The sequence below is a fragment of the Sphingomonas sp. M1A8_2b genome (assembly GCF_053345535.1).
On sequence record NZ_JBKFAH010000001.1, the window covers coordinates 950,563 to 964,690 of the forward strand.

The 14,128-nt window shown below is 65.6% G+C and carries 12 protein-coding genes; 7 read left to right on the forward strand and 5 right to left on the reverse strand.

Annotated elements, in window-relative coordinates:
- Complete coding sequence (locus ACLBWL_RS04445) at nt 1-768, forward strand: 3'(2'),5'-bisphosphate nucleotidase CysQ (protein ID WP_447790578.1); 768 nt, start codon at nt 1-3, stop codon at nt 766-768.
- 204 nt (nt 769-972) lie between these two features.
- Nucleotides 973-1,317: a hypothetical protein gene (locus ACLBWL_RS04450; RefSeq protein WP_447790580.1), complete on the forward strand. Its 345-nt coding sequence runs from the start codon at nt 973-975 to the stop codon at nt 1,315-1,317.
- Between the two features lie 275 nt (nt 1,318-1,592).
- Here ACLBWL_RS04450 and ACLBWL_RS04455 read toward each other — a convergent pair whose 3' ends face one another.
- Nucleotides 1,593-2,300, reverse strand: coding sequence for a hypothetical protein (locus ACLBWL_RS04455; protein WP_447790582.1), 708 nt, complete (start codon nt 2,298-2,300; stop codon nt 1,593-1,595).
- A gap of 5 nt (nt 2,301-2,305) precedes the next feature.
- Nucleotides 2,306-3,517 carry a toxic anion resistance protein gene (locus tag ACLBWL_RS04460; protein ID WP_447790584.1) on the reverse strand — a complete coding sequence of 404 codons (1,212 nt, stop codon included), beginning with the start codon at nt 3,515-3,517 and terminating at the stop codon, nt 2,306-2,308.
- A gap of 149 nt (nt 3,518-3,666) precedes the next feature.
- Between ACLBWL_RS04460 and ACLBWL_RS04465 the strand changes: the two genes are divergently transcribed.
- From ACLBWL_RS04465 to typA, 3 genes are all read left to right on the forward strand, one after another.
- Complete coding sequence (locus ACLBWL_RS04465) at nt 3,667-4,680, forward strand: zinc-binding alcohol dehydrogenase family protein (protein ID WP_447790586.1); 1,014 nt, start codon at nt 3,667-3,669, stop codon at nt 4,678-4,680.
- A gap of 502 nt (nt 4,681-5,182) precedes the next feature.
- The gene (locus ACLBWL_RS04470) at nt 5,183-6,160 is read left to right on the forward strand and encodes a DUF2268 domain-containing putative Zn-dependent protease (RefSeq protein ID WP_447790588.1); all 978 of its coding nucleotides are present in this window, start codon (nt 5,183-5,185) and stop codon (nt 6,158-6,160) included.
- 193 nt (nt 6,161-6,353) lie between these two features.
- Nucleotides 6,354-8,198 carry a translational GTPase TypA gene (gene typA / locus ACLBWL_RS04475; protein ID WP_447790590.1) on the forward strand — a complete coding sequence of 615 codons (1,845 nt, stop codon included), beginning with the start codon at nt 6,354-6,356 and terminating at the stop codon, nt 8,196-8,198.
- Between the two features lie 467 nt (nt 8,199-8,665).
- On the opposite strand, the gene ACLBWL_RS04480 is transcribed toward typA, so the two are convergent.
- Entirely contained in the window at nt 8,666-9,331 is a 666-nt protein-coding gene (locus ACLBWL_RS04480) for a L,D-transpeptidase family protein (RefSeq protein ID WP_447790592.1), read from the reverse strand.
- A gap of 204 nt (nt 9,332-9,535) precedes the next feature.
- On the opposite strand from ACLBWL_RS04480, the gene ACLBWL_RS04485 reads away from it, so the two are divergent.
- Entirely contained in the window at nt 9,536-9,919 is a 384-nt protein-coding gene (locus tag ACLBWL_RS04485) for a hypothetical protein (RefSeq protein WP_056051987.1), read from the forward strand.
- Nucleotides 9,920-10,027: 108 nt separating this feature from the next.
- Complete coding sequence (locus ACLBWL_RS04490) at nt 10,028-10,345, forward strand: DUF3297 family protein (RefSeq protein WP_447790594.1); 318 nt, start codon at nt 10,028-10,030, stop codon at nt 10,343-10,345.
- Between the two features lie 155 nt (nt 10,346-10,500).
- On the opposite strand, the gene ACLBWL_RS04495 is transcribed toward ACLBWL_RS04490, so the two are convergent.
- Together ACLBWL_RS04495 and ACLBWL_RS04500 are read right to left on the reverse strand one after the other, a co-directional pair.
- On the reverse strand, nt 10,501-12,369 hold the full coding sequence (locus ACLBWL_RS04495) for an ABC-F family ATP-binding cassette domain-containing protein (RefSeq protein ID WP_056051982.1): 1,869 nt from the start codon (nt 12,367-12,369) through the stop codon (nt 10,501-10,503).
- Nucleotides 12,370-12,900: 531 nt separating this feature from the next.
- Complete coding sequence (locus ACLBWL_RS04500; RefSeq protein WP_447790596.1) at nt 12,901-13,917, reverse strand: cell wall hydrolase; 1,017 nt, start codon at nt 13,915-13,917, stop codon at nt 12,901-12,903.
- Nucleotides 13,918-14,128: the final 211 nt, after the last annotated feature.

Consider the following 14,128-nt stretch of genomic DNA (forward strand, 5'->3'; position numbering starts at 1 on the left):
ATGGCCGACGCCGTCGCGACGATCGCCATGGAGGCCGGCGCGATGGCGCACGACCGCTTCGACACCGATTTCCAGCGCTGGGAAAAGACTCCCGGCAGCCCGGTCTGCGAACTCGACATCGCGATCGACCGGATGCTCAAGTCCCGCCTGTCGACGTTGCTCCCCGAAGCCGGCTGGCTGTCCGAGGAAACCGCCGACAATGCCGACCGCCTCGCGCACGACCTGCTCTGGGTCGTCGACCCGATCGACGGAACGCGCGACTATATCCGCGCACGCCCCGGCTGGTGCGTCTCGATCGGCTTGGTCGACCGGGGCCGCCCGGTGATTGGCATTCTAGACGCCCCGACCCGCGGCGAACACTGGCGCGCCGTCGCCGGGCAGGGCGCGACCCGCAATGGCGTCATGCTGAAGGCCGGCAACCGCACCGACTTCCCCGGCAGCCGCACCCCCGTCGACGCGCTCCCCAAAGCCGACCGCGACCTGGTCATGGTCCACAAACCCAACTCGATCGCCCTCCGCATAGCCATGGTAGCCGCCGACGAAGCCGACCTCGTAGCCACCCTCCGCTGGGGCAACGAATGGGACATCGCCGCCGCTGTCCTGATCGCGAGCGAAGCGGGTGCCGTGGTGAGCGATGCATTGGGGGCGCCGTTGGTGTTCAACAAGCCACGGCCACAAGCGTTCGGCGTGCTGACGTCTACGCCGGGAATACATGTGGCCGCAGTCGAGCGGCTGGCCGATCGTGCGCAATCGTTGCTGCAGGGGTGACCAGTCGCGGCTATCCTGCTTCGTCTGCAGATCGCCATGTGTAGCGCGTAACTCTGGATGGATTATCGGCGGGGCTCTCCGAGTTCAGGATTCATTTGATCGATTTTGATGCACCAATCGATTATTTCGTTGCAAGACGGCGTTTCTAAGACCGATAGTTCCCACATATGTGAACCGAGATCGATGCCGCGCGGAGTGTAAACCATGATCAGGATAGTCGGCGTCATAGTAGCAGCCATGGTGACCATGCCTGCCAGCGCCCAGACGACGATCGACGGCGTTGGGATGAATTCGCCCAATTACAGTACGTACCAGTCGTCCATCGAAGGACTTGGCCATTTCGGGTCAACGGAGACGCCGACGATGCGCGCGCGCAAGATGGACCAGGCGATAGCGCTCCGAATCGAGGCTGCGATGTTGCTGAAGCAGGATGGTGGCAAGTTCACGCCGGCGCACGAGGCCTATATCCGTGACAAGGCGTGCGGCATCCTCGGCGCAGGACGGACGAGTATGGGGAGCCTCGTTCCCCGTCGTCGTTGCGGATCGTAAGAAACGGCTGACCCCGAACGCTTCGACGCGCTTCGTGAACGGTGGTGTTTTGGATCCAGATCCACGGCTGGGAACTGTGATCGGATTACGATACCCGACTTACGACGCTCACCGATTTGCCCTTGGTCCGGCTGGTAAGATGGAAGTGCAGGCACCGGTCGCACCGATACGTCCTAAGCGGTACGCGCCCGGTCTGTGCGACGACGAGCGCGTCCGCTTCTGACATGAAGCGCGCCTTTCGTCGGCAGACGCTGAGCCGGGTACGCTTCACCCGCTCACTCCTTGTACTTCATCTCCAGGAAGCGGCCGCGGGTCGACAGATTGTCGAGGTCGCTCTGCGCCAGCCGCGCGGTCATTTCGCCGATCTCCTGTTCGATCAGCTTCAGGCCGTCGACCAGTTCGGCATCGGGCGTGCGGCCGTTTCGCGGCGTGGTGCGAAGCGACGCTGGGACCTTCTCGTAACCCTTGACGAAGGCGGGGAGTTGTTCGCCGATCAGTTTGCGCACGTCGACCGCTTCCTGCGTGTTCGCGTCGAGCGTCGCGAGCTGCGGCGTCAGCGTTTCGAGGCGCAGGCCGATCCGGTCGACCAGCGTCATCGCCGGTGCGGGGAGGGCGGGGCGCTGCGCTTCGAGCCAGCGTTCGGTCTGCGCGGGGAGGGCACGGATGTCGACCGCCGCGAGGCGCTCGGGCGTCGGCGCGCGTTCCGCCGGCCAGACCGCGAACAGAACCGTTGCTGCCACCAAAAGCGCCATGACCAGCATCGCGCCGCCGATCCCGAGCGGCACGATCCAGCCGATCACCATCGCCGCGATCAGGATCGACACGTCGGCGACCGCGATCCGGGTCAGCCGCTTGCCGATCGCCTGCGTCTGTCGTGCCCGTCCCCGCGATGGCGAGCGTGCGATGACGGTGCTTGTCCGGTCGTCGGAAATGCGCGACCACGAGGCGCGGGCGCTGGCGATGGCGTCGTCGACTTCGCTCACGAGGGTTACATCGCCTCCAGCTTGAACGGGCTGGCGGAAGGTCCGCCGAGCTTGCCTTGCGTCGCGCCTTCAGCCCGCGCGATATAGCCACGGGACTTATCGACCTCGTTCGACAGCGCGCCGACGGTCACCTTCATCGAGTCGAGCGCCTTCAGCTTGAACACGTCGATCGCGTCCATCGTGTCGTAGATGTTCTGGAACGCGCGTTGCAGCGTCTCCAGCGGGATCGTCGCCGACGCGGCCTGTTCGTGGATCTGCGCGGTCTGCGATTTGAGCAGCTTGCCGGTCGAATCGATGATGTTCGCGGTCGTCGTGTTGAGCGCGGTGATCTGCTCCAGCACCAGTTTCTGGTTGGTCAGCGCCTGCGCCACCGTCACCGCAGTGCGCAGCGCGGACACGGTCGTGGTCGAGGCGCGATCGACGCCCTTCACCAGCTCGACATTGTTCTTCTTGACCAGATCGAGCGCCAGATAGCCCTGCACGGTCACCGCCATCTGCGTCAGCAGGTCCTGCGTGCGCTGGCGCGTGTAGAACAGCGCCGTCTCGCGGATCGCCTTCGCCTTGGCGGGATCGGTGTGATCGAGGTCGTTGGCGACGTCCTCCAGCTTGGCGTCCATCGTCTTCGACAGATGGATCATCTGCTCGAGCCGCCCCATCGCCGCCCACAAATTCGCGCGCTCGGTATCGATCGCGGCATTGTCCATCAGCAGTTCGTCCTTGCCCGAACCGAGGCTCTTCAGGATCTGCGCGATGTGCGTCTGCGACGATTTATAGCCGTCGAAATAATTGCGCATCTTGCCACCGAACGGGATGATCCCGAACAGCTTCTGCGGCGCGGTGAGGTTGCCCTTCTTGCCGGGATCGAGATCCTCGACGACGCGGCGCAGCTCGGCGAGATCCTTGCCGACACCGGTCTCCTGATCCATCGCCTTGACCGGGCGATCGAGGAAGCGGTTCGACTGGCCGGCGGCGTCGCGGATTTCCTTCGCGCCCATCGCGGTGATCGCGTCGACGCGCTTTCCGAACTCCGGCGAATTGACGTCCTGCGCGACGAGATCGGTGACGAAGCCCGACACGCGCTCCTCCAGCTGCGACTTCACGCCGGCATCGACGGGGACGAGGCCGGCGGCCTTGGCAGGGGCAACCGTGGGCACGGGATCGGGCGGGGTCAGAACCAGGCCTGGCTCGTCGGTCAGCGTTTCGGGTGTCGTCGCCATGCGTCAATCTCCGTTCGGTGGGGCATCGTGGCTGCAACCCGCCCCGCGTTCAAGTGGCGTATATAGATAACACACCGGACTTGCCAAGCGCGCCTTGAAACCGATGGGACGCATGGACAGCTTGGCAACCACATCACAGGAGTTCCAGCATGCGCGCCATCGGCTATACCCAGTCGCTCCCGATCGACGATCCGCAGTCGCTCGTCGATCTCGACCTCCCCAAGCCCGAAGCGAACGGCCGCGACCTGCTGGTCGAGGTGAAGGCGGTTTCGGTCAACCCGGTCGACACCAAGATCCGCCAGCGTCGCACGGATCCCAACGGCGAGCCGCAGGTGCTCGGCTGGGACGCCTCGGGCGTGGTCGTCGGGGTCGGCCCGAACGTGACCCGGTTCGCGGTCGGCGACGCGGTATTCTACGCCGGCGCGATCGACCGGCCCGGCACCAATTCGGAATATCACCTCGTCGACGAGCGCATCGTGGGACACAAGCCGCAGTCGCTGGATTGGGCGCAGGCGGCGGCGCTCCCGCTCACCTCAATTACCGCGTGGGAGACGCTGTTCGACCGGCTCGACGTGCGCAAACCCGTCCCCGGTGCGGCCAACGCGATTCTGATCATCGGCGGTGCCGGCGGGGTAGGGTCGATCACGATTCAGCTCGCCCGCAAGCTCACGGACCTGACGATCATCGCCACCGCCTCGCGCGACGAGACGCGGGGCTGGGTCGAGGATCTCGGCACGCATCACGTGATCGATCACCGCAAGCCGCTTGCCGCAGAGGTCGAGGCACTCGGGCTCGGCGCGCCGGCCTATGTGTTCTCGACGACGCATACGGACGAGCACATCGCCGAGATCGCCACGCTGCTCGCGCCGCAGGGCCGCCTCGCGCTAATCGACGACCCCAAGACTCTCGACATCGCGCCGCTGAAGCAGAAGTCGATTTCGGTCCACTGGGAGCTGATGTACACGCGCTCGCTATTCCAGACGCCGGATATGGGCGAGCAGGGGCGGTTGCTCGACGAGGTCGCGGCGTTGGTCGATGCGGGGACGATCCGGACGACGCTCGCGGAGAATTTCGGGACGATCGACGCGGCGAATTTGCGGCGAGCGCACAAGCGGATCGAGAGCCATACGGCCAAGGGGAAGATCGTGCTGGAGGGGTTCTGAGGTCCCCCGTCATGCCGGGCTTGTTCCGGCATCCACGGTTCCGCGCGCTCGCCGTCTATAGAGTGCGCGGAACCGTGGACCCCGGAACAGGTCCGGGGTGACGGAGTGGGTGGTAGGGGGCGAAGCAAAGTATCAGGTGGGGGAATCCGAGACGGGCTACTCGATCATAAGTGCCCCTCAAGCTTCGGCCGCCACCCCGGCGAAGGCCGGGGCCCAGTTGGGGGACGTTGCTAATGGATCGCGGCACGTCGTTACTGCCACCTTTCCAACTGGGCCCCGGCCTCCGCCGGGGTGGTGTGTAAGTGGCTTTCCGATCGCCGCCACCTCACGATTCTCCCCCGCAAGGGGGAGGTGGCAGGCTCTTGCCTGCCGGAGGGGGCGGCACGCGCCAACCTCTGCTCCGTGTCCTCCCCCTCCGTCCCCTTCGGCGACACCTCCCCCTGGCGGGGGAGGATCGTAATATCCGCTCTGGCGTCCCCGCAAACACGCGATACTCTACACCATGCTCCGCCCGCTGATCCTCGCGCTCGCCCTCATCCCCGCGGTCGCCACGAATCGTCCCCCACCAGCCGACCCACTAACCGCCACGATCCACACCGAAGACGCCGACCGCTTCGCGACCCTCTTCGCCAAAACAAAGGGCAAACCCACCGCCGCGCAACTCAAGCGCGAGTATCTCGACAAGGGCAGCTTCGGCATCGGCGTCTTCACCCCCGGCCGGATCGTCGACGCGGACAATCTCGCGCGCGCCATTGCCGCCAACCCGACGCGGTATGCACAGGCGATCAAGACCTGTCTCCCCGCCGCCAAGGCTGCGACCGCCGATCTCCGGTCGATCTATCTCGGCCTCCACGGCGCGCTCCCCGATGTGAAGCTCCCACAAGTCTATATAGTCTTCGGCGCGAACACGTCCGGTGGCACCGCCAAGCCCGGCGCGCAGGTGCTCGGCCTCGAAGTGCTTTGCCGCATGTCGCCAACCCCGGACAAGCTCCGCCAGACGCTCCGCCATTTTTTCGCACACGAGACGGTGCACTCCTTCCAGCAGGACGCCGGAATGACGCTCGCCCGCGACCCCCTGCTCACCGCGATCCTCGTGGAGGGCGCGGCCGACTTCATCGCGCAACTCGTCACCGGCGAGGAGCCCGACGCCGCCCGCGCCGCCTGGGCCACCCCTCGCGAAGCCGAACTCTGGCGCCAGATGCAGGCCGACATCGCGCTCACCCGCAAGCTCACCGACAAGGACGACCCGGAAGAAGGCTCGCCCGAAGCCAAGGCCTACGCCCGCTGGATCGGCAACTACTCCACGCCGCCCGCCGGCTGGCCGCCCGAACTCGGCTATTGGATGGGGCTGAGGATCTGGCAGCGTTACTATGCCGCCGCACCCGACAAACACGCCGCGCTAAGGGCAATGCTGGCGGTCCGCGATCCCCGTGCTATTCTCGCCGCCGGAACATACAAGCGTCGCACTCCGTCATCTTGACGAGCGCTCCGTCATCCTGACGAAAGTCAGGACCCAGAGCCAAGAAGAGCTGCGTCCTGGCACCCTGGGTCCCGACTTTCGTCAGGATGACGGGAGGGCTCGTAGGTGCCCAAATACCGCCCACTCTTCCCGCGGCGCAACAATTACGCTATGGCGCGCGCCAACCCCGTTCCTCGATTAAGAGAATACATTCATGAGCCTCCGCAACGTGGCGATCATTGCGCACGTCGATCACGGCAAGACGACGCTGGTCGACCAGCTCTTCCGCCAGTCCGGCACCTTCCGCGACAACCAGCGCGTCGAAGAGCGCGCAATGGATTCGAACGACCTCGAAAAAGAGCGTGGCATCACCATTCTCGCCAAGCCGACCTCGGTCGACTGGACCCCTCCCGGCGAAACCGAGAGCATCCGCATCAACATCGTCGACACGCCCGGCCACGCCGATTTCGGCGGCGAAGTCGAGCGCATCCTGTCGATGGTCGACGGCGTCGTCCTGCTGGTCGATTCGTCGGAAGGCGCGATGCCGCAGACCAAGTTTGTCACCGGCAAGGCTCTTGCGCTCGGTCTCAAGCCGATCGTCGTCGTCAACAAGGTCGATCGCAACGACGCGCGCATCCAGGAAGTGCTCGACGAAGTGTTCGACCTGTTCGTGTCGCTCGACGCGAACGACGACCAGCTCGACTTCCCCGTGCTCTACGCATCGGGTCGCAATGGCTATGCCTCGACCGACATGGACGCGCGCGAAGGCACGCTGATCCCGATGTTCGAGACGATCGTGAAGCACGTGCCGCCGCCCGCCGTGGAAGTCGCCGGTGTGCCGTTCACCTTCCTCGTCACGCTGCTCGACCGCGATCCGTTCCTCGGCCGCGTCCTCACCGGCCGCGTCAATTCGGGTACCGTGAAGACCAACCAGCCGATCCACGCGCTGAACAACGACGGCAAGATCATCGAGACGGGTCGCGCCTCGAAGATCATGTCGTTCCGCGGGCTCGACCGCGTGCCGGTCGACGAAGCCAAGGCCGGCGACATCATCTCGCTCGCCGGGCTTTCGGTTGCGACCGTGGCCGACACGATCGCCGACATCACGGTGACCGAGCCGCTGCACGCGCAGCCGATCGATCCCCCCACGCTGTCGATGCGTTTTGCCGTGAACGATTCGCCGATGGCGGGCCGCGAGGGCACCAAGGTGACGTCGCGCATGATCCGCGAGCGCCTGTTCCGCGAAGCCGAGTCGAACGTTGCCGTTAAGGTGACCGAGGCGGCCGACAAGGACAGCTTCGAAGTCGCCGGCCGCGGCGAGCTTCAGCTGGGCGTACTGATCGAGACGATGCGCCGCGAGGGCTTCGAACTCGGCATCTCGCGCCCGCGCGTGCTGTTCGGCGAAGACGAGAACGGCAAGAAGACCGAGCCGTACGAGACCGTCATCATCGACGTCGACGAGGAGCATTCGGGCACCGTCGTCGAGAAGATGAACACGCGTAAGGCCGAGCTGACCGACATGCGTCCGTCGACCGGCGGCAAGACCCGCATCACCTTCTCGGCACCGAGCCGTGGGATGATCGGCTATCATGGCGAGTTCCTGTCCGACACGCGCGGCACGGGGATCATGAACCGGCTGTTCGAGAAATACGGTCCGCACAAGGGCGCGATCGAGGGCCGCAAGAACGGCGTGCTGATCTCGAACGGTTCGGGCGAGGCGAACAACTACGCACTGGGCCCGCTCGAAGAACGCGGCATCCTGTTCGTGGGCCACGGCGAGGCTCTCTATGAGGGCATGATCGTCGGCGAGAACGCCAAGCCGGACGACCTCGAGGTCAACCCGATGAAGACCAAGGCGCTGACCAACTTCCGCGCCTCGGGCGGCAAGGACGACCAGGTCCGCCTGTCCCCGCCAAAGCGCGCGACGCTGGAGCAGGCGATCGCGTACATCGACGACGACGAGATGGTCGAAGTCACGCCGAAGTCGATCCGCCTGCGCAAGCGCTTCCTGGACGCCAATGAGCGCAAGCGCGCGAGCCGGGCTAAGCAAAGCGCGTAAGCCTGGCACGGCGAGGCCGGCCAAGCTTACAAGCTCGGCCGGCCTCGCTCAGGCGAGGTCCGACGACGCGGCTTTGCCGTGTCGCACTGGCTAGGAAATGCAGAAGGGCCGGGGGGAAACCTCCGGCCTTTTTCGTTTGCTTGGCCCGATTCGATCACCCAGCCACACGCCGTCATTCCCGCGAAGGCGGGAACCCATATTGGCTAGCCTAACGGGTAACTTGCGGACGTCTGAGGATATGGATCCCCGCCTGCGCGGGGATGACGGACGTTGGTTATGGGGGGAAGGGCGGCACGAAGCAGCAGTCGACGCGGTAGCGATCATGCGCGCTACCGTCATCCTGACGAAAGTCAGGATCCAGAGTAACAGCTGGCAACCTTCGTGGCCCTGGATCCTGACTTTCGTCAGGATGACGGAGGAGACGATCCGCGGCATCACCCCGCACCACGACCCAAAACCGCCCACCCTCAGGCAGCAGTAATCCGCCCACCCCGCGTCAACATCTCGCCACTCGTAACGATCACCCGATCCCCCAGCTTGACCTGCTCGAAGATCAGCTTCGCAAACGCCGTAGGCACCCCAACGCATCCATGCGTAGCGTACTTCCCATCCATCAGCTTACTGCCATGGATCGAAACCCCATCATTGGTCAGCCGCATCATGTAAGGCATCGGCGCCCCGTACAGGTTCGACACATGATGCGCGTCCTTCTGCGTGATCTTGAACACGCCCAGCGGGGTCGGCTTCTCGTCCGCGCCATAGATCACGGCCGCCGTCCCGATCTCGTACCCGCTGCGAAAGATCGACAAGGTCTGCGCCACCAGATCGATCGTGATCACGATCGGCCCCTCGGGCACACCCTCGGTATCCCAGTAATACGCGCCATGCCGCAAAGGCTCCGGCACGTTCAGCACCCGCTTCACGACATACGCGTCGGCCGGGTCCTCGGCAGCGACCGCAACGGGCTGCGGCGCCGCCTTCGCAACCGGCACAGCGACCTGAGCCACCCGAGCAGGCGCCTCGACCGCCCGCACCTTCACCGGCGACCCGGACAAGGCCAGCCCCCCGATCAGCACCGCACTCCCGCCGAGCACGCCAAAGGCGATCGCTCGCGTCGTCATCATCCTGCGCATCGCCGCACCCTATCCGATATTCGTGAACAATGCCCGGCCTGCCGCGCCGGCAACGTCCCCGCCCGGGACTGCTCCAGCTATACCGTGGGTTAACAAGCCGTTCCGAACCAGTTCAGACCGAATCGCCTAAATCCTGAAACACGGTCGGACACTTATGCGTTTGTCCCAAGCGGACCGGGCGTAACTAGTAACGGAGTTCGGAAGATGAACGGGTTTTTCAAGAAGGCAGGTTTGGGCGTCGCTTTGGCGGCTACGGCACTTACTGCCGCCGCACCGGCCGATGCGCAGCGCTGGGGTGGGTATGGCCGTGGCTACGGCGGCGGCTGGGGCGGCTACCACCATCGTGGCGGCGGCAATGTCGCGGGCGCAGCGGTGCTCGGCGGTATCCTCGGCCTCGGCGTCGGTGCAGCGATCGCCAGCAGCAACCGGCCGCGCTATTACGACCGCGGCTATTACGACGCGCCCCCGCCGCCCCCGCGGGTCTATTACGAGGCACCGGTGGCGACCTATTATGCGCCGCGGTGCTGGAACGAATGGCGGGTCGACCCCTATTATGGCGACCGGGTTTCGGTGCGGGTCTGCAACTGATCCGACCACAAGATCGACAGGCGGCGTCGGGAGCAATCCCGGCGCCGCTTTTTCGTCAGGTGCCTTTTTTGTGGCGCGCGCCCGGTGCTTGCCGCTAGACGCGCGACCATGACCGATACGCCCAACACGCCCGAGACCGAAGCCGCCGCCACCCCGGCCGCAACCGGCGACACGCCCCCCGATCGCCTGTCGATCAACCAGCGCAGCCCGTTCTTCCAGCAGGAGCTGCTGGAGCGCGGCATCGGCATCCGCTTCAAGGACAAGGTGCGCCACGACGTCGAGGAATATTGCATCTCGGAAGGCTGGATCCGAGTCGCGCTCGGCAAGAAGGTCGACCGCAACGGCAACCCGCTGACGCTGAAGCTGGTCGGCCCGGTCGAGGCCTGGTTCGAGCGTCCGGCGGCGACGGACGAAGCTGAGGGCTGAGCCAACCCGTCACCCCGGACTTGTTCCGGGGTCCACCGTGCCGCAAACCAAAATCTATCGATCGTGCGGCTCCGTGGATGCCGGAACAAGTCCGGCATGACGGAGGCATTTGGGCGGCTTTCGCCTTCCCGGAGCTAGCTAGTGGTCTTGTCCGCTTAAGCCTCCACGCCCTCCAGCGCCTCGCTAGCCTCCAGCCACTTCGCCTCGCTAGCCTCGAGCTTCGCATGCACCTCAGCGCGACGCTTGCTCAGGTCCCCCATCGACATCCGCGAGAACCGCGGCTCCGCATTCGCCGGATCGACCATCGCGCGATCCAGAGCATTGCGCTCCTTGGTGAACTTCGCGGTCTGCTCCTCGATCTCGCGCAGAGCTTTCCGCAACGCCGCGTCGTTGCTCTTCGCCTCGGCCGCAGCCTTCTTGCCGGCCTTCTTGTCCGCCTTCGACGCCGCATCGCCCTTGCCGCCATCGCCCTTCAGGACGAACGCGATATAGTCGTCGAGGCTGCCGTCGAATTCCTTCGCCGTCCCGTCGTCGACCAGCACGAGCCGGTCCGCGGTCAGCTCCAGCATGTGCCGGTCATGGCTGACCAGCACCACGGCGCCAGTGTACGCATTGAGCGCCTGCACCAGAGCCTCGCGCGCATCGACGTCGAGATGGTTGGTAGGCTCATCGAGGATCAGCAGATGCGGCGCATCGCGCGTGATCAGCGCGAGCGCCAGACGCGCCCGCTCGCCACCCGACAGCTTGCCGACCCGAGTCGTCGCCTTGTCGCCCGAGAAGCCGAACCGCCCCAATTGCGCGCGCACCGCGGCCGGGGTCGCGCCCTTCATCAGGTGCGACATATGCTCGATCGGCGAATCGGTCGGATCGAGTTCCTCGACTTGATACTGCGTGAAATACCCGACCTTCATCTTGCCCGACGACGACATTTCGCCGTCCATCGGCGTCAACTGCGCCGCCAGCAGCCGCGCGAGCGTGGTCTTGCCGTTGCCGTTGCGCCCGAGCAGCGCGACCCGGTCGTCGGGATCGAGCCGCATGTTGAGCCGCTTCAGAATCGGCACGTCGGCATAGCCCACCGTCGCCATGTCGAGCGTGATCAAAGGCGGCCGCAGCTCGGTCGGGTTGGGGAAGCCGAACGACAGCGTCGGATCGTTATAGCTTTCGGCGATCGGCTGCATCTTCGACAGCATCTTCTGTCGCGACTGCGCCTGCTTCGCGGTCGAGGCGCGCGCGGAATTCTTGGCGATATACTCCTGCAGCTTCTCGCGCTGGACCGCCTGGTTGGCGCGCGCCGCCTCGATCTGCGCGAGGCGCTCGGCGCGCTGCCGCTCGAACGCGTCATAGCCGCCCGGATACAGCGTGATCTTGCCGCCCTGCAGATGCAGGATGTGGTCGACCACGTTGTTGAGGAAATCGCGCTCGTGGCTGACCACCACGATCGTCGCCTTGTAGCCCTTGAGAAAATCCTCGAGCCACATCACCGCTTCGAGATCGAGATGGTTCGAAGGCTCGTCGAGCAGCAGCAGGTCCGGCTGAGAGAACAGCAAAGCGGCGAGCGCCACGCGCATCTTCCAACCACCCGAAAAGCTGTCGAGCGTGCGCGCCTGCATGTCCTCGTCGAACCCGAGCCCGAGCAGGATCTGCGCGGCGCGTGCGGGCGCGGTGTAGGCGTCGATCGCGATCAGCCGCTCGTACACGTCGCCGAGCCGGTCGGGATCCTCGCTTGTCTCACTCTCGATCATCAGCGCGGCACGCTCCAGATCGGCTTCGAGCACGGTCTCGAACGGAGTCTTCACGCCGTGCGGCGCTTCCTGCGCGAGATACCCGATCCGCGCGCCCTTCGGCATGTCGGCCGAGCCATCGTCCGGCTCCAACTGCCCCGCGATCACGCGCACCATCGTCGACTTGCCCGCGCCGTTGCGCCCGATCAGCCCGACGCGCGAGCCCGGCGGCAACGCGGCGGTGGCGCCATCGAGGATAACGCGTCCGCCCAGGCGCACCGTGATATTGTTCAGGTTCAGCATGCGCGTCCCGTTAGCAGATGCAGCATGGTTTTGCGAGGGGAGGGGTAGGGGGGCGCTTGCGGCCAGATTCCCAAGTCGATGCGCTCTCGATCCTCCCCCGCCAGGGGGAGGTGGCGCCGAAGGCGACGGAGGGGGAGGACCACGCAACAAACGTTTCGCATGCCTCCCCCTCCGTCTGGCAAGCGCCAGCCACCTCCCCCTTGCGGGGGAGGATCGAGCGCCGGTCCGTCATCGATAGAAGACCACCGCATCGAAAGGCCACCACCCCGGCAGAGGCCACTACCCCGAAAGAGGCCACCATCCCGGCGGAGGCCGGGGCCCAGTTGTAAAGGTGGTCGTAACGAAGCGCGGTTCGCAGTTGGCAACGTAGCCCAACTGGGCCCCGGCCTTCGCCGGGGTGGTGCAGGTATTGGAATCGGGAACCTCTAAAACTCCCTCCCCTTTAGGGGAGGGCTGGGGTGGGGCTTGTCCGCGAACGTGTTGCTCGGGGCAGTGCCCCACCCCGACCCTCCCCAAAAGGGGAGGGAGCTATCAGGTTTCGTCCGACACTACCGCGTCGGCGGCGTTACCACTGCCGATCATCGCAGACGCCCGCCCACCGACATGAACCCGCACCCCAGAAACCAGCCGCGTAGGCACGATCGCCGCACCCGCCATCGTAGAGCCAGAGCGCGACACCCCCCGGTGCACCGTCACCCCATGCGGCGCATCGGCCGTTTCCGCACTTGAGTCCGCAACGTCTTCCCGGTTACCATAATGCACCGAAACGCCAGCAACCTGCGCCGCAACCGCCGCCACGCCACCACCGCTCGCCAAACCAACACCCCGAACCCCAGGCTCGACCCCAGCATAAGCCTGCCGAAACGTCAGCGCCCGTTCCAACGCCCCCTGCCAGCGATAGAACACATGCGCCCCCACCGTCGTGATCCGCGCCAGGCTCGAAGCCCACCACGGCAGGATGCTGGTCGTATGAAACGACGTCGCCGCCCCGACCGGCGCATACACGCTCCCCCCAAGCGCCGCGCTGGCCACCGCCCGCGCCCGATCCCAAGCCCCCGGCTCTCGCGCACGGTTCATCGAGCCGTCGCACGTGAAGCTGAACTGGCACCCGGTCCGCCGCTCGGACCCCTGATACACGACCCCGCAAACGCTGTTCGGAAAGGCCCGGTCGCGCACCCGGTTCAGCACCACCTGCGCCACCGCCCGCTGCCCATCCTCCGACTGCGACCGCGCCTCGTAATACACGGCGGCGGTCAGGCAGTCGGCCGCACGGCGAGCGTCATCGACAGAGTTCGAGGTCAAAAAGGGCGGGGCAACGAACGGCGCCGCAGCCGCAAACGGCGCATCAGGTGCGGCCGTCGCGATCTTTGCGGAGATGTCGTCCGGCACATGCAGCGCCATCCGACTCAGCAGCGCGCGTGAGTTACGCTCCGGCTGAACCCGAGCGATCGTCGCCGGCCGATCCGCCGGCACGCACGACGTCGCCATCACCAGAGCGGGCAGGCTGATCAGCGCATGCGGATAAAGGCCGTAACCCGACGTCTTCATCCCCCCGCTCTAGGCCGCGGGGTTTAGGGACTGGTTAATGGCCACGGGAAACGGGGGAAGCGCCCGCTAAGGGAGCGCACCCCCGTCATCCCGACGAAAGTCGGGACCTCGATCGGCAAGGACGGACGTGGAAGGACGCGCATACGAAGCTCGCGCCAACCACAGCTCCCCCCGCGTCCGTCATCCTGACGAAAGTCAGGATCCAGAGTAA

Bases quoted from the DNA above. Each gene is read 5' to 3' on its own strand.
- ACLBWL_RS04445 (WP_447790578.1), top strand. From the start codon at position 1: ATGGCCGACGCCGTCGCGACGATCGCCATGGAGGCCGGCGCGATGGCG.
- ACLBWL_RS04450 (WP_447790580.1), top strand. From the start codon at position 973: ATGATCAGGATAGTCGGCGTCATAGTAGCAGCCATGGTGACCATGCCT.
- ACLBWL_RS04460 (WP_447790584.1), bottom strand. From the start codon at position 3,517: ATGGCGACGACACCCGAAACGCTGACCGACGAGCCAGGCCTGGTTCTG.
- ACLBWL_RS04465 (WP_447790586.1), top strand. From the start codon at position 3,667: ATGCGCGCCATCGGCTATACCCAGTCGCTCCCGATCGACGATCCGCAG.
- ACLBWL_RS04470 (WP_447790588.1), top strand. From the start codon at position 5,183: ATGCTCCGCCCGCTGATCCTCGCGCTCGCCCTCATCCCCGCGGTCGCC.
- typA (WP_447790590.1), top strand. From the start codon at position 6,354: ATGAGCCTCCGCAACGTGGCGATCATTGCGCACGTCGATCACGGCAAG.
- ACLBWL_RS04480 (WP_447790592.1), bottom strand. From the start codon at position 9,331: ATGCGCAGGATGATGACGACGCGAGCGATCGCCTTTGGCGTGCTCGGC.
- ACLBWL_RS04485 (WP_056051987.1), top strand. From the start codon at position 9,536: ATGAACGGGTTTTTCAAGAAGGCAGGTTTGGGCGTCGCTTTGGCGGCT.
- ACLBWL_RS04490 (WP_447790594.1), top strand. From the start codon at position 10,028: ATGACCGATACGCCCAACACGCCCGAGACCGAAGCCGCCGCCACCCCG.
- ACLBWL_RS04495 (WP_056051982.1), bottom strand. From the start codon at position 12,369: ATGCTGAACCTGAACAATATCACGGTGCGCCTGGGCGGACGCGTTATC.
- ACLBWL_RS04500 (WP_447790596.1), bottom strand. From the start codon at position 13,917: ATGAAGACGTCGGGTTACGGCCTTTATCCGCATGCGCTGATCAGCCTG.